The sequence below is a fragment of the Streptomyces sp. CNT360 genome (assembly GCF_000424785.1).
In genome coordinates, this window is sequence record NZ_AUKO01000030.1 from 114,001 (window position 1) to 133,679 (window position 19,679).

Consider the following 19,679-nt stretch of genomic DNA (forward strand, 5'->3'; position numbering starts at 1 on the left):
GGATGTCCCAACGGGACATCCCCGGCTGGTCGTTTGCCCCGGCCGGTCGTTTCCGGGCTGGTCGTTTCTCCGTGGTGCCGTCGCCGGTAAGGTGGCACCACCGTTGATTTCTGTCGATCCTCAAGACCGTCACCTCTCGCGCACTCAAGAACGCGGGGGGCGCAGGAGGCACCGTGCTCACCGCGTTCGCCCGGGCGTTCCAGACGCCCGACCTGCGCAAGAAGCTGCTCTTCACGCTCGGCATCATGGTGCTCTTCCGGATCGGAGCGCACGTCCCGGTGCCGGGCGTCAGCTATGAGAACGTCCAAGCGTGCATGGACGAGGCCAAGGGCGCGCAGGGCCTCTTCGGCCTGGTCAACATGTTCAGTGGCGGCGCGCTGCTCCAGATCACCGTCTTCGCGCTCGGGATCATGCCGTACATCACGGCGAGCATCATCCTGCAGCTGCTGGTCGTGGTCATCCCGCGTCTGGAGGCCCTGAAGAAGGAGGGGCAGGCCGGACAGGCGAAGATCACGCAGTACACGCGTTATCTGACCGTGGCGCTCGCCATCCTCCAGGCCACCGGTCTGGTCGCCACAGCGCGCAGCGGCAGCCTCTTCCAGAACTGCAGCGTCGCCAGCGAGATCATCCCGAACCAGTCGATCTTCACCACCGTCGTGATGGTCATCACGATGACCGCCGGTACCGGCATGATCATGTGGCTCGGTGAGCTGATCACCGACCGCGGTATCGGCAACGGCATGTCCATCCTGATGTTCACCTCCATCGCCGCCGGTTTCCCCGGCGCGCTGTGGGCCATCAAGAAGCAGGGCAAGCTCGCCGACGGCTGGATCGAATTCGGCGCCGTCATCGTCTGCGGTCTCGCGATGGTCGCTCTCGTGGTGTTCGTGGAGCAGGCCCAGCGCCGCATTCCCGTGCAGTACGCGAAGCGGATGATCGGGCGCCGCAGTTACGGCGGAACCTCGACCTACATTCCGCTCAAGGTCAACCAGGCGGGTGTGATTCCCGTCATCTTCGCATCGTCGCTGCTCTATATTCCGGCCCTGATCGTGCAGTTCAGCGGCTCGCAGGCAGGCTGGGCCCAGTGGATCCAGGCGCATTTCGTCAAGGGTGACCACCCTCTCTACATTGCGACCTATTTCCTGCTGATCGTCTTCTTCGCCTTCTTCTATGTGGCCATCTCCTTCAACCCCGAAGAAGTGGCCGACAACATGAAGAAGTATGGTGGCTTCATCCCGGGCATCCGGGCTGGTCGTCCCACCGCGGAGTACCTGAGCTACGTGCTGAACCGCATCACGTGGCCCGGCTCTCTGTACCTGGGCCTGATCGCACTGGTGCCGACCGTCGCGCTGATCTTGTTCAACGCCAACCAGAACTTCCCGTTCGGCGGAACGAGCATCCTGATCATCGTGGGCGTCGGTCTCGAAACCGTGAAGCAGATCGAGAGCCAGCTTCAGCAGCGCCATTACGAAGGGTTCCTCCGCTGATGCGTATCGTCCTCGTCGGACCGCCTGGTGCGGGCAAGGGAACGCAGGCCGCCTTCCTCGCGAAGAACCTCGCCATTCCGCACATCGCCACCGGCGACCTCTTCCGCGCCAACATGAGCCAGGGGACCGAGCTCGGCCGCAAGGCCAAGGAGTACATGAGCGCCGGCCAACTGGTTCCGGACGAGATCACCATCGGCATGGCCAAGGACCGGATGGCCCAGCCGGACGCCGAGGACGGCTTCCTGCTCGACGGGTTCCCGCGCAACATCGCTCAGGCCAAGGCGCTGGACGCCTACCTGGAGGAGGCGGGCCGGAAGCTGGACGCGGTCCTGGACCTGGAGGTCCCCGAGGACGAGGTCGTCAAGCGGATCGCCGGTCGGCGCATCTGCCGCAACGACAGCAGCCACGTCTTCCACGTCGAATACAGCACTCCCAAGACCGACGGCGTGTGCGACGTGTGCGGTGGCGAGCTCTACCAGCGCGAGGACGACCGCGAGGAGACCGTGCGCAAGCGGCTGGAGGTCTACCACAGCGAGACCGAGCCGATCATCGACCACTACAAGGCGCAGGGGCTCGTCACCACGATCTCCGCGCTGGGCGCGGTCGGCGAAGTGACGGAGCGGGCGATGAGTGCGCTGGGGCGCTCGGACTCCTGACCGCACGTGGGGACGCGGCCGCGCAGCGGTGCGGCGGCGTCCCGTGGCCTGACGGTCGTCCGCCTCGGCGGCCGATCCGATGTGGGGGCCGGGCGTCCGCCCGGCCCCCACATCGTGCCCGGCCCGGTGCCGGCGCGGTGAGGCGCCGCACCCCACCGGGCCAGGGGCGCGGCGAACTGCCCGGACGGACCACGGCGGCACCGCCCCGGCGAGGTGCCTGGCAGACTTGACGAGCAGCAACTAGACAACCGGTCGGGACCGGCGTGGGCCGGTCAGGGAAGGCGGAAGGCGTCATGGTCGAGATCAAGACCCCGGAGCAGATCGCGAAGATGCGCGAGGCGGGGCTGGTCGTCGCCGCGATGCACGAGGCCTGCGCGGCCGCGGCCGTGCCGGGTGCCACCACCAAGGACCTGGACGAGGTCGCCGCGAAGGTGCTGGCCGACCACGGGGCCAAGCCGAACTTCCTCGGCTACGGCGGCTTCCCCGGCAACATCTGCACCTCGGTCAACGACGTCGTCGTCCACGGAATCCCCAGCAAGGAGACCGTTCTCAAGGCCGGTGACCTGCTGTCCATCGATGCGGGAGCCATCATCGACGGCTGGCACGGCGACGCCGCGCTGACCGTCTTCGTCGGCGAGGGCCACTCCGCCGAGCTGCACGAGCTCAGCCGGGTGACCGAGGAGTCCATGTGGGCGGGGATCGCCGCCATGCGCAAGGGCAACCGGCTGGTGGACATCTCCAAGGCGATCGAGAGCTACATCCGGCGGCAGCCGCGTCCGGCCGGCGGCAAGTACGGGATCATCGAGGACTACGGCGGGCACGGCATCGGTTCGCAGATGCACATGGACCCGCATCTGCTGAACTACGTCGAGCGGCGGCGGGGCCGGGGCCCCAAGCTGGTGCCGGGCATGTGCCTGGCGATCGAGCCGATGGTGAGCCTGGGCACGGCGCGCACGCACGTGCTCTCGGACGACTGGACGGTCAAGACGAACGACGGCACCTGGTCCTCCCACTGGGAGCACTCGATCGCCCTCACGGAGCAGGGTCCGCTGGTGCTCACCGCCCGTGACGGCGGCCGGGCCAAGCTAGCGGAGCTCGGGGTCGAGGCGGCACCGGACCCGCTGGGCTGAGGGAGCCGCACCTGCATCGCGGAGGAATAAACAGGCGCCCGAGTGGGGATACTGCCCGGATTCGTCTTTCTGGACCCGGTGTCGTAGACTGGCTCGTCGGCCCAGGTATACCCGTATGCAACCGGAGCGCCAGGGCCTCCCAGGTAGCCGATCCCGGAAGGTGAAGCGCTCAAGCATGGCCAAAAAACAAGGGGCCATCGAGATCGAGGGCACCGTCGTCGAGTCTCTCCCGAACGCGATGTTCAAGGTGGAGCTCCAGAACGGGCACCAGGTCCTCGCGCATATCAGCGGCAAGATGCGGATGCACTACATCCGTATCCTTCCCGACGACCGGGTCGTGGTGGAGCTGTCTCCCTACGACCTGACGCGCGGACGGATCGTCTACCGCTACAAGTAGATCGACAGATCGTGCCGGTTTCCCCGCTTCCGTGAGGCCTGTGGGGAGAAGGCCAGACCCGGAGAACCTCACCACATGAAGGTCAAGCCGAGCGTCAAGAAGATCTGCGACAAGTGCAAGGTGATCCGCCGTCACGGCCGGGTCATGGTGATCTGCGACAACCTGCGCCACAAGCAGCGCCAGGGCTGACGCACACGACCTGCCTTTCGCAAGACTTCGCGCGACGCGAGCAACACATCACCACAGCAGGGCCCGGCACCGGTCACGGTGTCGACACCCCCGGTCGGAGGCCGGGGACCGGACTCCTCTCCGAGGAAGTCGGGAACGGCGCTGCTGCAGACCTCCGACGACAACATCAGGAGCCACATTCATGGCACGCCTCGCCGGCGTCGACCTTCCGCGCGAGAAGCGCGTCGAGGTCGCCCTCACCTACGTCTTCGGCATCGGCCGCACCCTTGCCCAGCAGACCCTGCGCGAGACCGGGGTCAGCCCGGACACCCGCGTCCGGGACCTGGGCGAGGACGAGCTGGTCCAGCTCCGCGAGTACGTGGACAACAACCTCCAGGTCGAGGGTGACCTCCGCCGTGAGATCCAGGCCGACATCCGCCGCAAGGTCGAGATCGGCTGCTACGAGGGTCTGCGCCACCGGCGCGGTCTCCCCGTCCACGGCCAGCGCACCAAGACCAACGCCCGCACCCGTAAGGGCCCGCGTCGCGCCATCGCCGGCAAGAAGAAGCCGGGCAAGAAGTAGTCCGCACCGGACACGCTGCAAGCGGTCCGCGTAGTAGGACCGACCACCTCACGGGAGTTGTACCCATATGCCTCCGAAGGGCCGTACGGCCGGCGCCAAGAAGGTGCGCCGCAAGGAGAAGAAGAACGTCGCCCACGGGCACGCTCACATCAAGAGCACGTTCAACAACACGATCGTCTCGATCACCGACCCCACCGGCAACGTGATCTCCTGGGCCTCGGCCGGCCACGTCGGCTTCAAGGGCTCGCGGAAGTCGACGCCGTTCGCTGCGCAGATGGCCGCCGAGAATGCGGCGCGCCGCGCGCAGGAGCACGGCATGCGCAAGGTGGACGTCTTCGTCAAGGGTCCCGGCTCCGGCCGTGAGACCGCGATCCGCTCCCTCCAGGCCACCGGCCTGGAGGTCGGCTCCATCCAGGACGTGACCCCCACCCCGCACAACGGCTGCCGCCCGCCGAAGCGTCGCCGAGTCTGACAACTGAAGTAGGAGATCACCACACATGGCGCGTTACACCGGGGCCGACTGCAAGCGTTGCCGTCGGGAGAAGCAGAAGCTCTTCCTCAAGGGAGCTAAGTGCGAGAGCGCGAAGTGCCCGATCGAGATCCGTCCTTACCCCCCGGGTGAGCACGGACGCGGGCGCACCAAGGACTCCGAGTACCTGCTGCAGAAGCGTGAGAAGCAGAAGGCCGCCCGGATCTACGGTGTCCTCGAAAAGCAGTTCCGCGGATACTTCAACGAGGCCAACCGGCTCCAGGGCAAGACGGGTGACAACCTGCTCCGCATCCTGGAGACCCGTCTGGACAACGTCGTGTACCGGGCCGGCTTCGCCAAGTCCCGCGACCACGCACGTCAGCTCGTCAAGCACGGTCACATCGCGGTGAACGGTCGCAAGACCGACATTCCCTCGGCGCGGGTGTCCGTCAACGACATCGTCGAGGTCCGCGGCTCCTCCCGTACCCTCGCCCCCTTCCAGGTGGCGGTGGCGGAGGCCGGCGAGAAGACGGTTCCGGCGTGGCTGGAGGCCATCCCCTCGAAGCTGCGCATCCTCGTCCACTCGCTGCCCGAGCGCCAGGTGATCGACACCCAGGTGCAGGAGCAGCTCATCGTGGAGCTGTACTCGAAGTAAGTCGGGCGGCTCCTGGCTTCGGTGCTCGGTCTGCGAGCTCGTCCCCGGCCCGGCTTGGGGTTCGGGGATCACTCCCCGAGGGGACGCAGTATCGACACCCAGGTGCAGGAGCGGCTCATCGTGGAGCTGTACTCGAAGTAATCATCACGGAGCTGTACTCGAAGTAGTCGGGTTCGGCTCACCGGGTGGGGGCGGTTCGGCTGCGTTGCTGCGTTTCGGCGTTGCTGCTTTGCAGCGTCGCGACGTTTCAGCCGAGCCGCCCGTACCCTTGCAGTACCGGCATCAAATAGCGGTTGCCGAAAACTGGAGGCACACATCACATGCTGATCGCTCAGCGCCCATCCCTGACCGAAGAGGTCGTCGACGAGTTCCGCTCCCGGTTCGTGATCGAGCCGCTGGAGCCCGGCTTCGGCTACACCCTCGGTAACTCCCTGCGCCGTACGCTCCTCTCCTCGATCCCGGGTGCGGCGGTCACGTCCATCCGCATCGACGGCGTGCTGCACGAGTTCTCCACCGTGCCGGGCGTCAAGGAGGACGTCACCGACCTGATCCTGAACATCAAGTCCCTCGTCGTCTCCTCGGAGCACGACGAGCCGGTCGTGATGTACCTGCGCAAGCAGGGCCCGGGCCTGGTCACCGCCGCGGACATCGCGCCGCCGGCCGGTGTCGAGGTGCACAACCCGGACCTGGTCCTCGCCACGCTCAACGGCAAGGGCAAGCTGGAGATGGAGCTGACGGTCGAGCGCGGCCGCGGCTACGTCTCCGCCGTGCAGAACAAGCAGGTCGGCCAGGAGATCGGCCGCATCCCGGTCGACTCGATCTACTCGCCCGTCCTCAAGGTCACCTACAAGGTCGAGGCGACCCGTGTCGAGCAGCGCACCGACTTCGACAAGCTGATCGTCGACGTCGAGACCAAGCAGGCCATGCGGCCCCGCGACGCCATGGCGTCGGCCGGCAAGACGCTGGTGGAGCTGTTCGGTCTGGCGCGCGAGCTCAACGTCGACGCCGAGGGCATCGACATGGGCCCGTCGCCGACGGACGCCGCGCTCGCCGCCGACCTGGCGCTGCCGATCGAGGAGCTGGAGCTCACCGTCCGGTCGTACAACTGCCTCAAGCGCGAGGGCATCCACTCGGTGGGCGAGCTGGTGGCCCGCTCCGAGGCGGACCTGCTCGACATCCGCAACTTCGGTGCGAAGTCGATCGACGAGGTCAAGGCGAAGCTGGCCGGCATGGGCCTGGCACTGAAGGACTCGCCCCCCGGATTCGACCCGACCGCTGCGGCCGACGCGTTCGGTGCCGATGACGACGCCGACGCCGGCTTCGTGGAGACCGAGCAGTACTGAGGTCTTCGGCCTCCGGCGCGGGGCGGACCTGAGCGTCTGCCGTGTCGCTGTCGTCGGGGAGCTGCGGGCCGGCTGCGGCCTGCCGCTCCCACGCGGCGAAGCCGCATGGGAGCACAGCCCCGCGCCCCTTCGGGGGCGCACCCCGCGTCCCTCTCGGGGCGCGGGTCCGTATCCCCGGTACCTGATACGGCCGGGACTGCCGTCGGTTCCTGACACGGCCGACGCAGGAACAACGAAGGAGAAGCACCATGCCGAAGCCCACCAAGGGTCCCCGTCTGGGCGGCAGTGCCGCGCACCAGAAGGCGATGCTGGGCAACCTGGCGACCGCGCTGTTCGAGCACGGCCGCATCACGACGACCGAGGCGAAGGCCCGCCGCCTGCGTCCGGTCGCCGAGCGTCTGATCACCAAGGCGAAGAAGGGCGACCTGCACAACCGTCGGCAGGTCATGCGCACCGTCCTCGACAAGAGCGTCGTGCACACCCTCTTCACCGAGATCGGTCCGCGGTACGAGAACCGTCCCGGTGGCTACACCCGCATCACCAAGATCGGCCCGCGTCGTGGCGACAACGCCCCGATGGCGGTCATCGAGCTGGTCGAGGCGCTGACGGTGCAGCAGACCGCGGTCGGCGAGGCCGAGGCCGCCACCAAGCGTTCCGCGAAGGACGCCGCCGGTGACGAGGCCGTCGCCGACCTGAAGAAGGACACGGCGGACGCCGAGGCCGAGGGCGAGTCCAAGGACGCCTGACGTCGCACGGCCGTGCGTTCCGCACGTGCGAGTGGGCCCGTTCCCCGGGTGGGGGCGGGCCCACTCGTCGTTCGCGGCGCGGGACCGGATGAGAGGATCACCGCGTGATCGAAGACGTGGTGCGGGTACGGCTGGATGTGGCCTACGACGGGCGGGACTTCTCCGGATGGGCCCGGCAGCGGGCGGGGCAGCGGACGGTCCAGGGGGAGATCGAGGACGCGCTCCGTGTCGTGCTGCGGCAGCAGGAGACGCCGGAGCTGACCGTCGCGGGCCGCACCGACGCCGGGGTGCACGCCCGGGGCCAGGTCGCCCACGTCGACCTCCCGCGGCCGGTGTGGGCCGAGCACGGCGAGCACCTGCTGCGTCGGCTCGCGGGCCGGCTGCCCATGGACGTACGCGTCTTCGGCCTGCGTGCGGCACCGCCCCACTTCGACGCCCGCTTCTCCGCGATCTGGCGCCGCTACGCCTACCGCGTCACCGACCACCCCGGCGGCGCCGACCCGCTGCTGCGCGGGCACGTGCTGTGGCACAACTGGCCGCTGGACCTCGACGCCATGAACGAGGCGGCCCGCGGCCTGCTGGGCGAGCACGACTTCGCGGCCTACTGCAAGAAGCGGGAGGGCGCCACCACGATCCGTACCCTCCAGCGGCTGGAGTGGGTGCGCCGCACAGACGGGGTGCTGGAGGCGACGGTGCAGGCGGACGCCTTCTGCCACAACATGGTGCGCGCCCTGGTGGGTGCCATGCTCTTCGTCGGCGACGGCCACCGTCCGCCCGAGTGGCCCGCGAAGGTGCTGGCCGCGGGGGTGAGGGACTCCGCGGTCCATGTCGTGCGGCCGCACGGGCTCACTCTTCAGGAGGTGGCCTACCCCGCCGACGAGGAGCTGGAGGCCCGCAACCTGGCGTCCCGCAACAAGCGGACGCTGCCGCCGCTGCCGGGCGGCGACACCCCCTTCGGCTGCTGCTGACCGGCGCGGGCCGCGGCGCGGCCGTCTCCGCGCCGCCCGTGGACCGGACGGCGCGGAGACGCCCGCGGGGCGGCCGGCCGCGTCGGCGTCAGGGGATGGCCACCCGGCCGTCGTCCGGGCCGCGGCGCGATCCGGAGGCGGGAGCGGTGTCCTCTCCTTCGGCGGGCTTGCCCAGGTTCTGCTTGACGGTGTCCAGGATCGTCAGCCCCTGACTGACCAGCCCCGCGGCGACCTCGCCGAGACCGTCGGCGCCGTTGAGGACGTTGACGTTGGCCTGGGCGAGCCCGGAGGCGGCCTCCTTGACGATCTGCGGCAGCTGGTCGATCAGCAGCTGGTCGAGGGCGACGCGGTCGTGGGAGGCGGCGGCCTCGGCCTGGATCTTCATCCGTTCGGCTTCGGCGAGGGCGACGACCTTGATGCGCTCGGCCTCGGCCTCGGCGGGCTTGACGACCTCGGCCACCAGCTCCTGCTGGCGCAACTGGGCGGCGCGCTCGGCCAGTTCGGTCTGAGCGGCCAGCACCTCCTGCTGGGCGTGGGCCTCGGCAAGCGGGCCGGCCTGCCCGGACTGTGCCTGGGCGCGGTCCACCTCGGCCTTGTACTCGGCCTGCACGACGGCGGTCTGCCGCTCGTACTCGGCCTGGTTACGGGCGGCTTCCTGCTGGGCCTCAACGGACGCCTGGGTGGCCTTGGCCTGGGCGATCTGGGCCTGGCGCTGGATCGCGGCCTTGTGCGGGGCCGACATCGCCTCGATGTAGCCGGTGTCGCCGTCGTCGATGGACTGGATCTGCAGGGAGTCGACGATGAGCCCGATCTTGGCCATCTCCGCCTTGGAGGTCTCCAGCACCTCGGTGGCCAGCTTCTGCCGCTCGGTGACGATCTCCTCGACGGTCATCGAGCCGATGATGGCACGCAGGTGGCCGGAGAAGATCCGCCCGGTCAGCACCGACATCTGCTCCTGCTCGGAGAGGAAGCGCTGGCCGGCGTTGACGATGGACTCGTTGTCGTTGCCGACCTTGAACGCGATCACGGCGCGGACGGTCAGCACGATGCCCTGCTTGGTCACACAGGTCTCGGCGACCTCGGACTCGCACATCGCCAGGGTGAGGAACCGGACCTTGCGGAAGACCGGCAGCACGAACGTGCCGTGGCCGGTCACCACGCGGAACGGTGCGCCCTTGAGGCCGCGACGGCCACCCGAGATCAGCATGGCCTCGTCCGGTGCGGGGACGCGGTATCCGAACATTCTTCGTCCTTTCCTCGACTGCGCCTGCGGCGGGGGAGGGGGCCGGCCGGCGGGCCGGTCAGACGTCCAGCGGATCGGTCCACGCGCTGACGTCGACCTGGCGGGTACCGCGTGACGCGATGACCAGGACGGTGGTTCCGGCGGGCAGCGGTTCGGGCGACCAGGCGAGGAACGCCTCGGACCCGCCCCGGATCGGCACCAGCACCTCGCCGGGCCCGTCGGGGCCCCTCGTGCCGACGACCAGCTTGCCGATGGAGCCGATCACCGTCTCGTCAGGCTGCATCGCCCGTGCCCCGTCCCTCTCGTGCCTGGCTTCCCCGCGACCCTAGCGCCGTGGCCTGCGTCTCTTCTCCCCCGTGGTCTCCCCTGTGGCGACTTCGTTACCGGCTTGTGGGTCGGCGCACACCGGCGCGGGCCCTACTCGTCGGCTCGCGGCTGCGTCGGGGACTCGGACTGCTCCCCGGCCTCCGGCTGCTCGGCCGCCTGCGAGGACTGGACGCGGCCACGCTGCAGGATGCGGGCGTAGGCGTAGTTGGAGCCGTCCAGGGCGGCCTGCTGGGCTTCCTTGTCGTCGGCGCCGGAGGCCTTGCCGTTGGTGCGCCCCGCGATCGTGAAGTAGGCGTAGCGGCCCAGCGAGTTGGCCGTGGTGCGGCACACGACGGTGCGGCAGAAGTCGGGGACGCCCTCACCGGGGAGGGGGACGAGGTTGGGCTGGTACTCCGCCTTCACCTTCGCCGCCGCCCCGGCGTCGTCGAAGACCGCGATACCGACCGTGACGGCCAGCCCGTCCTGGGTGTAGGTGGCCCGGTGGAGGGCTGTGCACTTGTGCCGGGTCAGCACGGGGCCGAGGCTCGCGTGGGCGGCGTTGGCGCAGTCCTTGCTGGTCTCCGTCCTGGCCAGCTTGTACGGGTGCTTGTTGATGGTGACGTTCTTGCTCGGGTAGAGCGTGCCGGCGTTGAGCGGGGCCTTGTCCCGGTCGGCGTCGGAGATGAAGTCCTTGGGCGGCGGCGGAGGCGGCGGCTCGTTCTTGAAGGTGGGCTCCGGCTCCTTGTCGTCACTCGGAATGCTCGACGACGGCGGAAGCGACTTCGAAGGCTTGTCCGAAGCGCCCTGTGAGCCGCCCTCGTTGACGACGGCCACCGCGACGATCCCCGCGATCGCGGCCGTCGCCAGCGCCCCGCCGCCCGCCAGCAGCCAGCGGCGGCGCCGGGTGCGGTCGCGTTCGGCGTCGTCGGCGAGTGCCGCCCAGTCCGGTGTCGACCCTCCGGAGCCCCCGGTGTTCCAGCCGGAACCGCCCCCCTGGGAACCCCAGTCCGGTCCCCGCTGCCCAAAGCTCATGGAGGCATCCTATGGCGCCGTGTGTCGTGCTCGATATTCGCTTGGTCGGCACGTGGTCGGAACGTGACAATCGCGCCCATGGGACATGTCGAGGCGGCGCACCTTGAGTACTACCTGCCGGACGGAAGGGCGCTGTTCGACGACGCGTCCCTGCGCGTGGGGGAGGGCGCCTCGGTGGCGCTGGTGGGCGCGAACGGGGCGGGCAAGACGACGCTGCTGCGGCTGATCGCGGGCGAGTTGAAGCCGGACGGCGGCACGGTCACGGTCGGCGGCGGGCTCGGCGTGATGCCGCAGTTCGTGGGGAGCGTCAGGGACGAGCGCACGGTGCGTGACCTGCTCGTCTCGGTGGCCCACCCGCGCATCCGTACGGCGGCCGCGGCCGTGGACGAGGCGGAGCACGCGGTGCTGACCGTCGACGACGAGGCGGCGCAGATGCAGTACGCGCAGGCCCTCGCCGACTGGGCGGAAGCCCGCGGGTACGAGGCCGAGACGCTGTGGGACATGTGCACGGTCGCCGCGCTGGGCGTCCCCTACGAGAAGGCGCAGTGGCGTCAGGTGCGCACGCTGTCGGGCGGTGAGCAGAAACGGCTGGTGCTGGAGTCGCTGCTGCGCGGCACCGACGAGGTGCTGCTGCTGGACGAGCCCGACAACTACCTCGACGTACCCGGCAAACGGTGGCTGGAGGAGCGGCTGCGCGAGACGAAGAAGACCGTGCTGTTCATCTCCCACGACCGCGAACTGCTGGCGCGCGCGGCCGACCGGATCGTGAGCGTCGAGCCGGGCGCCGCGGGCAGCGACGTGTGGGTGCACGGCGGCGGATTCGCGACGTTCCACGAGGCGCGCAAGGAGCGGTTCGCGCGGTTCGAGGAACTGCGGCGGCGCTGGGACGAGGAGCACGCCAAGCTGAAGCGGCTGGTCGTCATGTACAAGCAGAAGGCCGCCTTCAACTCCGACATGGCCTCCCGGCTCCAGGCGGCCCGCACCCGGCTGCAGAAGTTCGAGGAGGCGGGCCCGCCGCTGGAGCCGCCGCGCGAGCAGGACATCCGCATGCGGCTGCGCGGCGGCCGCACGGGGGTGCGCGCCGTGACCTGCCAGGGGCTGGAGCTCACCGGGCTGATGCGCCCCTTCGACCTGGAGGTCTTCTACGGCGAGCGGGTCGCCGTGCTCGGCTCCAACGGCTCGGGCAAGTCCCACTTCCTGCGGCTGCTCGCCGGCGGGGAGGTCACCCACACGGGGACGTGGAAACTGGGTGCCCGCGTCGTCCCGGGCCACTTCGCCCAGACCCACTCCCACCCGGAGCTGGAGGGGCGCACTCTCGTGGACATCCTCTGGAAGGAGCACGCCCACGACCGCGGCGCCGCCATGTCGGCGCTGCGCCGCTACGAGCTGACCCGCCAGGCCCAGCTCCCCTTCGACCGCCTCTCCGGCGGTCAGCAGGCCCGCTTCCAGATCCTCCTGCTGGAGCTGGCCGGTGCCACGGCCCTCCTCCTGGACGAGCCCACGGACAACCTCGACCTGGAGTCCGCGGAGGCGCTCCAGGAGGGCCTGGAGTCGTTCGAGGGCACCGTGCTGGCAGTCACCCACGACCGCTGGTTCGCCCGCGCCTTCGACCGCTACCTGGTCTTCGGCGCCGACGGCCGCGTCCGCGAGGCCCCCCGGCCGGTGTGGGACGAGGCCAGGGTGGCGCGGGCCCGGTGAGGGGCTGGGACACCCTGGGAGGGCCCACAGCCCGCCGGTTGCGGGGAGCGTGCGAAGATCCCGTCCGGGCCGGCCGTGCTGCGGCCGGCGGACGGGCGGGCCGTGCAGGTGGACACCGAGCCGCTCCCGGTGCGGGCGGTAGCGGGGCGGCGGCCGGGCCGTTTTGACCCGTGCGGGGGAAGGTCGGTACTCTGCAGGATCGTTGTGTGTATTGGCTTGCCTGTTCTCACGTGGGGGGTCATGCACCCGGCCTACCGGTCGATGACCAGCGATCACCTGCGGATGCGTCACCGCTTGTGATCTCGCCTGTCGTGATCTGCCTGGTTGGCCCTTTGTCAGGACCCAATCACTGAGAGAAGCGAAGGCTACGACCGTGCGTACGTACAGCCCCAAGCCCGGCGACATCCAGCGCCAGTGGCACGTGATCGACGCCCAGGACGTCGTCCTCGGCCGCTTGGCCTCCCAGGCCGCCACTCTCCTGCGGGGTAAGCACAAGCCGACCTACGCGCCCCACGTCGACACCGGTGACTTCGTCATCATCGTCAACGCCGACAAGGTGCACCTGTCCGGCAACAAGCGCACCCAGAAGATGGCGTACCGGCACTCCGGCTACCCGGGCGGCCTGCGGTCCGTCCGCTACGACGAGCTGCTGGACAAGAACCCGGAGAAGGCGGTCGAGAAGGCCGTCAAGGGCATGCTGCCCAAGAACTCCCTGGGCCGTCAGATGCTGTCGAAGCTGAAGGTCTACGCGGGCGACCAGCACCCCCACGGTGCGCAGCAGCCCGTGCCGTTCGAGATCAGCCAGGTCGCGCAGTAAGTCCGGCCACCCCCTAAGACCGAAGAAAGCTTGAGGAGAATCGTGGCCGAGACCACCGCCGAGACCCCCGTCGAGGGCGTCGAGGAGTACACGACCGAGACCCCCGAGGCCCCGCAGGAGTACACCTCCGAGTCCATGGCCTCCCGTTTCGGTGAGCCGCAGCCGGCCGCCGGCACCGGCCGTCGCAAGAACGCCATCGCCCGTGTCCGGATCATCCCGGGCAGCGGCCGGTGGAAGATCAACGGTCGCACCCTGGAGGGCTACTTCCCCAACAAGGTGCACCAGCAGGAAGTCAACGAGCCGTTCAAGGTCCTGGAGCTGGACGACCGCTACGACGTGGTCGCCCGCATCTCCGGCGGCGGCATCTCGGGTCAGGCCGGAGCCCTGCGCCTGGGCGTGGCCCGCGCGCTGAACGAGGCGGACGTCGACAACAACCGCGGCCCGCTCAAGAAGGCCGGCTTCCTCACGCGTGACGCCCGTGCGGTCGAGCGCAAGAAGGCCGGTCTCAAGAAGGCACGTAAGGGCACGCAGTACAGCAAGCGCTGAATCGGCGCTCGCTGGAGCTGGAGCCTTTTCCGGATGCCCCGTCGGCACCCCACACCGGTGCCGACGGGGCATCCGTCGTATCGGGGGCCGGGTCCGGCGCCGGGCCCGGGCCGGGACGACCGGTGCTGCCGGGGCCTGCGGGCGCTGTCGGGTGCTGTCGGGTGTGGCCCGGGCGTGGCCCCCGGCCCCTGGCAGGTGGACGGTATCCGGCCGGTTGGCGGGCTCGAGTGGCGGTGCCCGCGCCGTCACGCTGACAACGGGGCGTATATCTGGGGTGCCGGGCTCTTCAGGCCCGCCCGGTGAACGCCCGGAGAACTCGGAGGAACGACAGTGGCACGACTCTTCGGTACCGACGGTGTACGCGGTGTCGCCAACGAGGGGCTGACGGCCGAGCTGGCGCTCGGGCTGTCCGTCGCGGCGGCCCACGTGCTGACCGAGGCGAAGGCGGGGGCGAGCGCGGAGGCGGCGCAGGAGGGCGTGAGGCCGGTCGCCGTCGTCGGGCGGGATCCGCGTGCCTCGGGCGAGTTCCTGGAGGCCGCCGTCGTGGCCGGGCTGGCCAGTGCCGGGGTCGACGTGCTGCGGGTCGGCGTGCTGCCCACCCCGGCCGTCGCCTACCTGACCGGTTCCCTCGGCGCCGACCTGGGCGTGATGCTGTCGGCGAGCCACAATCCGATGCCCGACAACGGCATCAAGTTCTTCGCCCGCGGCGGCCACAAGCTCGCCGACGAGCTGGAGGACCGGATCGAGGCCCTGCACCGCGAGCACGCCGCCGGCGAGGCCTGGGACCGCCCCACGGGTGCGGGCGTCGGCCGGGTCAAGGACTACGACGAGGGCTTCGACAACTACGTCGCCCACCTGGTCGGCGTGCTGCCCAACCGGCTGGACGGGCTCAAGGTCGTCATCGACGGGGCGCACGGGGCCGCGGCGCGGGTGTCCCCGGAGGCGTTCGCGCGGGCCGGTGCGGACGTGGTGACCATCGGCACCGACCCCGACGGCCTCAACATCAACGACGACTGCGGCTCCACCCACCTCGACGGGCTGCGCGACGCGGTGGTCCGGCACGGCGCCGACCTGGGCGTCGCCCACGACGGGGACGCCGACCGCTGCCTGGCCGTCGACGCGGACGGCCACGAGGTCGACGGCGACCAGATCCTCGCCGTCCTCGCGCTGGCCATGAAGGAAGCCGGCCACCTGCGCAAGGACACCGTCGTCGCGACCGTGATGTCGAACCTCGGCTTCAAGCTCGCCATGGAGCGCGAGGGCATCGAACTGGCCCGCACCGCGGTCGGCGACCGCTACGTGCTGGAGGAGATGAAGCACGGCGGCTTCTCGCTGGGCGGCGAGCAGTCCGGGCACGTGATCGTCCTCGACCACGCGACCACCGGCGACGGCACGCTGACCGGGCTCATGCTGGCCGCCCGTGTCGCGGCCACCGGCCGGCCGCTGGCCGAGCTCGCCGGGGTGATGGAGCGGCTGCCGCAGGTGCTGGTGAACGTGCCGGACGTGGACAGGACGCGGGTGGGCACGGCGCAGGAACTGGTGTCGGCCGTCGCCGACGCCGAGCGGGAGCTGGGGGAGACCGGGCGGGTGCTGCTGCGGCCCTCGGGCACCGAGCCGCTGGTGCGGGTGATGGTGGAGGCCGCGGACATCGAGCACGCGCGAGCCGTCGCCGGGCGCCTCGCCGACGTGGTCAAGCGCGCGCTGGGCTGAGGCCCCCGCCCGCGCGGGGCGCCACCGGCGAGAGGGTCACAGCTTCCGCAGGGACAGGCGCCGCACCGTGTGGTCGGGACCCTTGTGGAGCTGCAAGGTGGCCCGGCCACGGGTGGGGGCGATGTTCTCGCGGAGGTTGGGCTCGTTGATGGTCCGCCAGGTGGTGCGGGCGTAGGCGAGGGCCTCCTCCTCGCTGACGCCGGTGTACTTGTGGAAGTACGAGCGCGGGTTCTGGAAGGCGGTCTGCCGCAGCTCCCGGAACCGGCGCAGATACCACTGCTCGATGTCGGCGGTGCGGGCGTCCACGTACACGGAGAAGTCGAAGTAGTCGGCGACGGCCACCCGGGTGCGGCCTCCCCCGTTCTCCGGCCGGGAGGTGTCCGGGGCGGGCAGCACGGGCTGGAGGACGTTGAGGCCCTCGACGATCAGGATGTCGGGCCGGTGCACGGTCAGGCGCTCGCCGGGGACGATGTCGTAGATCAGGTGCGAGTAGACCGGCGCCGTCACCTCCGGCTTGCCCGCCTTGACGTCGGCGACGAAGCGGGTGAGGGCGCGGCGGTCGTAGGACTCGGGGAACCCCTTGCGGGACATCAGCCCGCGCCGCTCCAGCTCCGCCTTGGGCAGCAGGAAGCCGTCGGTGGTCACGCGCTCGACGCGCGGGTGCTCGGGCCAGCGTGCGAGCAGCGCCTCCAGGAGGCGGGAGACCGTCGACTTGCCGACGGCCACGCTGCCGGCGACCCCGATCACGAACGGGGTGCCCTGCTGCGGTGCGGAACGGCCCGGGCGGCGGGGGTCGTCCAGGAAGGTGTTCAGCGCCCTGCGCAGCCCGTGGGTGGCTCCGACGTACAGGTTCAGCAGCCTCGACAGCGGCAGGTAGACCTCCCGCACCTCGTCCAGATCGATGACGTCGCCGAGCCCGCGCAGGGCCTCGACCTCGGCGGCGGTCAGGGGAAGCGGGGTGCGCTCGCGCAGGGCGCTCCACTCCGCGCGGCTGAGGTCGAGGAACGGCTTCGTGGACACGCCTGCCATTCTGCGCGGCCGGTCCGGGGCGTTCACCTCCGGGGGCAGGCACCCGGACCGCAGCCAAGTCACCCGGAAGGTGTACGTGGGGCGGAATTGCCGTTATCTTCCGATCATGTCACGTCCCCTTCGCCGCATACGTCGAATACGCCACCCCCGCACCCGGCGCACCCTCCGTGTCGATCCCCTGGCCGGGCACGCCGGGCACGTCTACAGCGATCTGAGCGACGGCCTCCCCGACGAGGACCTGACCGAGGACCTGACGGACTCGCTGGACCTGTACGTGATGGGCAGCAAGCCGCGCTGCGAGGAGTCGGAGTACCTGGAGCTGATGGAGGAGGCCATAGAGCGCATGGCCCGCGGACGGTGACGTCGGATGACGGGGACGACACGGCCGATGCGGTGACCGACAGGCCGGCCCGCCCCTCGCGCCCGGACGGCAGGGGCACCGCACCACCGCGCCTGCCGGCGCGTACCCTCGCCCCGACAGCGACGTGCCCCGCGCGGCGGACACGGCACGGCAAGTGGGCGAGGTACGGAAAGGCGGGGGGTACGGGGATGAGGCAGCGGTGATCGTCGGGGTGGGAATCGACGTCGCGGAGATCGACCGCTTCGCCGCCGCGCTGGAACGCACCCCGGCGTTGGCGGACCGGCTCTTCGTCGACCCCGAACTGTGGCTGCCCAGCGGCGAGCGGCGCGGCATGGCCTCCCTCGCCGCCCGGTTCGCCGCCAAGGAAGCGCTGGCCAAGGCGCTGGGCGCGCCCAAGGGGCTGCGCTGGACGGACGCCGAGGTGTGCACGGCCGCCTCCGGACGCCCGTACCTGCAGGTGCGGGGCACGGTCGCCGACCGCGCTGCCGCGCTGGGTGTCGTGAGCTGGCACGTGTCCCTCTCCCACGACGCGGGGGTCGCCTCGGCCGTCGTCGTCGCGGAGGGCGACCCGGCGGATGCGGCAGCCCCCCGGAACGCGGCCGGTTGAGGCGCGGGTCACACTGGAGGCATGAGGACTGGTTACGGCGTGGAGACCGTGCGCGCCGCCGAACGGGAGCTGATGGCGGGGCTGCCCGAGGGCGCGCTGATGCAGCGGGCCGCCGCCGGACTGGCGGCCGCGTGCGTGCGGCTGCTGGACCGTACCTACGGCGCCCGGATCGTGCTGCTGGTCGGCAGCGGTGACAACGGCGGCGACGCCCTGTACGCGGGTGCCCGGCTGGCCCGGCGCGGCGCCGGGGTGACCGCCGTCCTGCTGGCGCCCGAACGCGCGCACGAGGGCGGACTGGCGGCCCTGCGGGCCGCGGGAGGGCGCACCGCGGTGGCGCCCGGCGCAGTGGTGGAGGGCGCCACCGAGCCGGTCGATGGCCTCCTCGCGCGGGCCGAACTGGTGGTCGACGGCATCGTGGGCATCGGCGGCACGGGCGGACTGCGGCCCGCAGCCGTGGAGTTGGCCGACGCGGTGGCCCGGGCCCGGGTGCCCGTCGTCGCCGTGGACCTGCCCAGCGGGGTGGACGCCGACACCGGCGAGGTGCACGGCGCGGCAGTCGGTGCCGCGGCGACCGTGACCTTCGGCGCCTACAAGCCCGGGCTGCTGATCGACCCGGCCCGGGAACGTGCGGGGGCCGTACGGCTGATCGACATCGGGCTCGGCCCCCACCTGCCCCGCCGCCCCGACGTGGAAGCCCTTCAGCACGCGGACGTCGCCGCCCTGCTGCCGCGTCCGCAGGCCGAGAGCGACAAGTACCGGCGCGGGGTCGTCGGCGTCGTCGCCGGCTCCGCGCGCTACCCGGGCGCCGCCGTACTCGCCGTCGCCGGCGCGCTGCACAGCGGCGCCGGGGCCGTACGGTACGTCGGCCCCGGCGGCGACGCCGTCATCGCGCGCTTCCCCGAGACCCTTGTCTCCGAGGGCCCGCCGGGACACGCCGGCCGGGTCCAGTCCTGGGCGGTCGGCCCCGGGCTGGGCGACGAGCCCGCCTCCCGGGGCGCCGTCGAGGAAGTGCTCGCCTCCGACGTGCCGGTGCTCGTGGACGCCGACGGGCTGCGCCTGATGGACGTGGCGACCGTGCGTGCCCGCACCGCCCCCACCCTGCTGACCCCGCACGCGGGCGAGGCGTCCGCGCTGCTGGGCGTCGCGCGGGAGGAGGTCGAGGCCGCACGGCTGGCCGCCGTACGGGAACTGGCGTCCCGCACCGGTGCGACCGTGCTGCTCAAGGGCTCCACGACGCTGATCGCTCAGCCGCCGTCCGGCTCCACGGAGCAGGCCCCGCCCGTGCGGGTGAACTCCACCGGGACCGGCCGGCTCGCCACGGCCGGCACCGGCGACGTGCTGACCGGCCTCGCCGGCGGGCTCCTGGCCACCGGCCTGCCGGCCCGCGACGCGGCTTCCGCCGCCGCCTACCTGCACGGCCTCGCCGGCCGCCTCGCCCCGGCGACACCGTCGGCGACGGACGTCGCTGCCGCACTGCCCGCCGCCTGGCACGACGTCACCGGGACGGACCACCGGCCCAGTTCCTGACCCCGCGGAGCTTGCCCCGGGCGGGGCTTGTCCGTCCCGGGCCCGGCCCGCTCGCCGGCCGTTCCGGGCCTGCGGCCGGTCCTGGGGTTGTGGCGGGTCTCGGGTTTGCGGCCTGACACGGGTCTGCGGCGGGTCTCGGGTCTGCGGCCTGACACGGGCCTGCGGCGGGTCCCGGGTCTGCGGCCTGCCTCGGGTCTGCGG

22 protein-coding genes are annotated in these 19,679 nt (G+C 70.9%); 18 read left to right on the forward strand and 4 right to left on the reverse strand.

All coding sequences use genetic code 11. The features are described from left to right. Positions 1-173 precede the first annotated feature (173 nt). The 11 genes from secY to truA all read left to right on the forward strand — a co-directional run bounded on the left by secY (position 174) and on the right by truA (position 8,602). Positions 174-1,487, forward strand: a complete 1,314-nt coding sequence (gene secY / locus H297_RS0122725) for a preprotein translocase subunit SecY (RefSeq protein WP_027738929.1) — start codon at positions 174-176, stop codon at positions 1,485-1,487. Beyond that, positions 1,487-2,143, forward strand: a complete 657-nt coding sequence (locus H297_RS0122730) for an adenylate kinase (protein ID WP_027738930.1) — start codon at positions 1,487-1,489, stop codon at positions 2,141-2,143. The genes secY and H297_RS0122730 overlap by 1 nt, the downstream gene beginning before the upstream one ends. Positions 2,144-2,436: 293 nt before the next feature. Further along, complete coding sequence (gene map / locus H297_RS0122735) at positions 2,437-3,273, forward strand: type I methionyl aminopeptidase (RefSeq protein ID WP_027738931.1); 837 nt, start codon at positions 2,437-2,439, stop codon at positions 3,271-3,273. 175 nt (positions 3,274-3,448) lie between these two features. Further along, positions 3,449-3,670: a translation initiation factor IF-1 gene (infA, locus tag H297_RS0122740; protein WP_003948620.1), complete on the forward strand. Its 222-nt coding sequence runs from the start codon at positions 3,449-3,451 to the stop codon at positions 3,668-3,670. Between the two features lie 75 nt (positions 3,671-3,745). Beyond that, positions 3,746-3,859: a 50S ribosomal protein L36 gene (gene rpmJ / locus H297_RS0122745; RefSeq protein ID WP_003956441.1), complete on the forward strand. Its 114-nt coding sequence runs from the start codon at positions 3,746-3,748 to the stop codon at positions 3,857-3,859. 181 nt (positions 3,860-4,040) lie between these two features. Further along, entirely contained in the window at positions 4,041-4,421 is a 381-nt protein-coding gene (gene rpsM / locus H297_RS0122750; RefSeq protein ID WP_027738932.1) for a 30S ribosomal protein S13, read from the forward strand. A 67-nt stretch (positions 4,422-4,488) separates the two neighbouring features. Next, positions 4,489-4,893: a 30S ribosomal protein S11 gene (gene rpsK, locus H297_RS0122755; RefSeq protein WP_016473404.1), complete on the forward strand. Its 405-nt coding sequence runs from the start codon at positions 4,489-4,491 to the stop codon at positions 4,891-4,893. A gap of 25 nt (positions 4,894-4,918) precedes the next feature. Beyond that, entirely contained in the window at positions 4,919-5,545 is a 627-nt protein-coding gene (gene rpsD / locus H297_RS0122760; protein ID WP_027738933.1) for a 30S ribosomal protein S4, read from the forward strand. A gap of 320 nt (positions 5,546-5,865) precedes the next feature. After that, positions 5,866-6,888 carry a DNA-directed RNA polymerase subunit alpha gene (locus H297_RS0122765; RefSeq protein ID WP_019354927.1) on the forward strand — a complete coding sequence of 341 codons (1,023 nt, stop codon included), beginning with the start codon at positions 5,866-5,868 and terminating at the stop codon, positions 6,886-6,888. Between the two features lie 248 nt (positions 6,889-7,136). Next, positions 7,137-7,634: a 50S ribosomal protein L17 gene (gene rplQ, locus H297_RS0122770; protein WP_027738934.1), complete on the forward strand. Its 498-nt coding sequence runs from the start codon at positions 7,137-7,139 to the stop codon at positions 7,632-7,634. A 104-nt stretch (positions 7,635-7,738) separates the two neighbouring features. Beyond that, positions 7,739-8,602, forward strand: coding sequence for a tRNA pseudouridine(38-40) synthase TruA (truA, locus tag H297_RS0122775; RefSeq protein WP_037795133.1), 864 nt, complete (start codon positions 7,739-7,741; stop codon positions 8,600-8,602). Between the two features lie 88 nt (positions 8,603-8,690). Here the strand turns inward: truA and H297_RS0122780 are convergent, their stop codons facing one another. The 3 genes from H297_RS0122780 to H297_RS37900 form a co-directional block, all read right to left on the reverse strand. Beyond that, positions 8,691-9,845: an SPFH domain-containing protein gene (locus H297_RS0122780; protein WP_027738936.1), complete on the reverse strand. Its 1,155-nt coding sequence runs from the start codon at positions 9,843-9,845 to the stop codon at positions 8,691-8,693. Positions 9,846-9,903: 58 nt separating this feature from the next. Continuing rightward, a complete protein-coding gene (locus H297_RS0122785) occupies positions 9,904-10,128 on the reverse strand; it encodes a hypothetical protein (RefSeq protein WP_027738937.1) in 225 nt (74 codons plus the stop codon). A 134-nt stretch (positions 10,129-10,262) separates the two neighbouring features. After that, positions 10,263-11,183, reverse strand: coding sequence for a hypothetical protein (locus H297_RS37900; RefSeq protein ID WP_027738938.1), 921 nt, complete (start codon positions 11,181-11,183; stop codon positions 10,263-10,265). Between the two features lie 78 nt (positions 11,184-11,261). Between H297_RS37900 and H297_RS0122795 the strand changes: the two genes are divergently transcribed. The 4 genes from H297_RS0122795 (at position 11,262) to glmM (ending at position 15,954) form a co-directional block, all read left to right on the forward strand. After that, positions 11,262-12,881, forward strand: coding sequence for an ATP-binding cassette domain-containing protein (locus H297_RS0122795; RefSeq protein ID WP_027738939.1), 1,620 nt, complete (start codon positions 11,262-11,264; stop codon positions 12,879-12,881). A 373-nt stretch (positions 12,882-13,254) separates the two neighbouring features. Then, positions 13,255-13,698, forward strand: a complete 444-nt coding sequence (gene rplM / locus H297_RS0122805; protein ID WP_027738941.1) for a 50S ribosomal protein L13 — start codon at positions 13,255-13,257, stop codon at positions 13,696-13,698. Between the two features lie 42 nt (positions 13,699-13,740). Continuing rightward, positions 13,741-14,244 (forward strand): 30S ribosomal protein S9, encoded by a 504-nt coding sequence (rpsI, locus tag H297_RS0122810; RefSeq protein ID WP_027738942.1) that lies wholly within the window; start codon positions 13,741-13,743, stop codon positions 14,242-14,244. A gap of 330 nt (positions 14,245-14,574) precedes the next feature. Continuing rightward, entirely contained in the window at positions 14,575-15,954 is a 1,380-nt protein-coding gene (gene glmM / locus H297_RS0122815; RefSeq protein ID WP_027738943.1) for a phosphoglucosamine mutase, read from the forward strand. Between the two features lie 36 nt (positions 15,955-15,990). Here glmM and coaA read toward each other — a convergent pair whose 3' ends face one another. Then, positions 15,991-16,983, reverse strand: a complete 993-nt coding sequence (gene coaA, locus H297_RS0122820; RefSeq protein WP_027738944.1) for a type I pantothenate kinase — start codon at positions 16,981-16,983, stop codon at positions 15,991-15,993. Positions 16,984-17,089: 106 nt separating this feature from the next. Between coaA and H297_RS0122825 the strand changes: the two genes are divergently transcribed. The 3 genes from H297_RS0122825 (at position 17,090) to H297_RS0122835 (ending at position 19,478) form a co-directional block, all read left to right on the forward strand. Beyond that, a complete protein-coding gene (locus H297_RS0122825) occupies positions 17,090-17,344 on the forward strand; it encodes a hypothetical protein (RefSeq protein ID WP_027738945.1) in 255 nt (84 codons plus the stop codon). 199 nt (positions 17,345-17,543) lie between these two features. Next, a complete protein-coding gene (locus tag H297_RS37905; protein WP_051352087.1) occupies positions 17,544-17,951 on the forward strand; it encodes a holo-ACP synthase in 408 nt (135 codons plus the stop codon). 21 nt (positions 17,952-17,972) lie between these two features. Then, positions 17,973-19,478 carry a bifunctional ADP-dependent NAD(P)H-hydrate dehydratase/NAD(P)H-hydrate epimerase gene (locus H297_RS0122835; RefSeq protein ID WP_027738946.1) on the forward strand — a complete coding sequence of 502 codons (1,506 nt, stop codon included), beginning with the start codon at positions 17,973-17,975 and terminating at the stop codon, positions 19,476-19,478. Positions 19,479-19,679: the final 201 nt, after the last annotated feature.

Excerpts from the sequence above, each read along its gene's own strand:
- H297_RS0122730 (WP_027738930.1), top strand. The coding sequence starts at position 1,487 with ATGCGTATCGTCCTCGTCGGACCGCCTGGTGCGGGCAAGGGAACGCAG.
- H297_RS0122780 (WP_027738936.1), bottom strand. The coding sequence starts at position 9,845 with ATGTTCGGATACCGCGTCCCCGCACCGGACGAGGCCATGCTGATCTCG.
- rpsM (WP_027738932.1), top strand. The coding sequence starts at position 4,041 with ATGGCACGCCTCGCCGGCGTCGACCTTCCGCGCGAGAAGCGCGTCGAG.
- coaA (WP_027738944.1), bottom strand. The coding sequence starts at position 16,983 with ATGGCAGGCGTGTCCACGAAGCCGTTCCTCGACCTCAGCCGCGCGGAG.
- rplQ (WP_027738934.1), top strand. The coding sequence starts at position 7,137 with ATGCCGAAGCCCACCAAGGGTCCCCGTCTGGGCGGCAGTGCCGCGCAC.
- H297_RS0122825 (WP_027738945.1), top strand. The coding sequence starts at position 17,090 with ATGTCACGTCCCCTTCGCCGCATACGTCGAATACGCCACCCCCGCACC.
- rpsK (WP_016473404.1), top strand. The coding sequence starts at position 4,489 with ATGCCTCCGAAGGGCCGTACGGCCGGCGCCAAGAAGGTGCGCCGCAAG.
- map (WP_027738931.1), top strand. The coding sequence starts at position 2,437 with ATGGTCGAGATCAAGACCCCGGAGCAGATCGCGAAGATGCGCGAGGCG.
- rpsD (WP_027738933.1), top strand. The coding sequence starts at position 4,919 with ATGGCGCGTTACACCGGGGCCGACTGCAAGCGTTGCCGTCGGGAGAAG.
- H297_RS0122765 (WP_019354927.1), top strand. The coding sequence starts at position 5,866 with ATGCTGATCGCTCAGCGCCCATCCCTGACCGAAGAGGTCGTCGACGAG.
- H297_RS0122835 (WP_027738946.1), top strand. The coding sequence starts at position 17,973 with ATGAGGACTGGTTACGGCGTGGAGACCGTGCGCGCCGCCGAACGGGAG.
- H297_RS0122795 (WP_027738939.1), top strand. The coding sequence starts at position 11,262 with ATGGGACATGTCGAGGCGGCGCACCTTGAGTACTACCTGCCGGACGGA.
- H297_RS37900 (WP_027738938.1), bottom strand. The coding sequence starts at position 11,183 with ATGAGCTTTGGGCAGCGGGGACCGGACTGGGGTTCCCAGGGGGGCGGT.
- H297_RS0122785 (WP_027738937.1), bottom strand. The coding sequence starts at position 10,128 with ATGCAGCCTGACGAGACGGTGATCGGCTCCATCGGCAAGCTGGTCGTC.
- rpmJ (WP_003956441.1), top strand. The coding sequence starts at position 3,746 with ATGAAGGTCAAGCCGAGCGTCAAGAAGATCTGCGACAAGTGCAAGGTG.
- infA (WP_003948620.1), top strand. The coding sequence starts at position 3,449 with ATGGCCAAAAAACAAGGGGCCATCGAGATCGAGGGCACCGTCGTCGAG.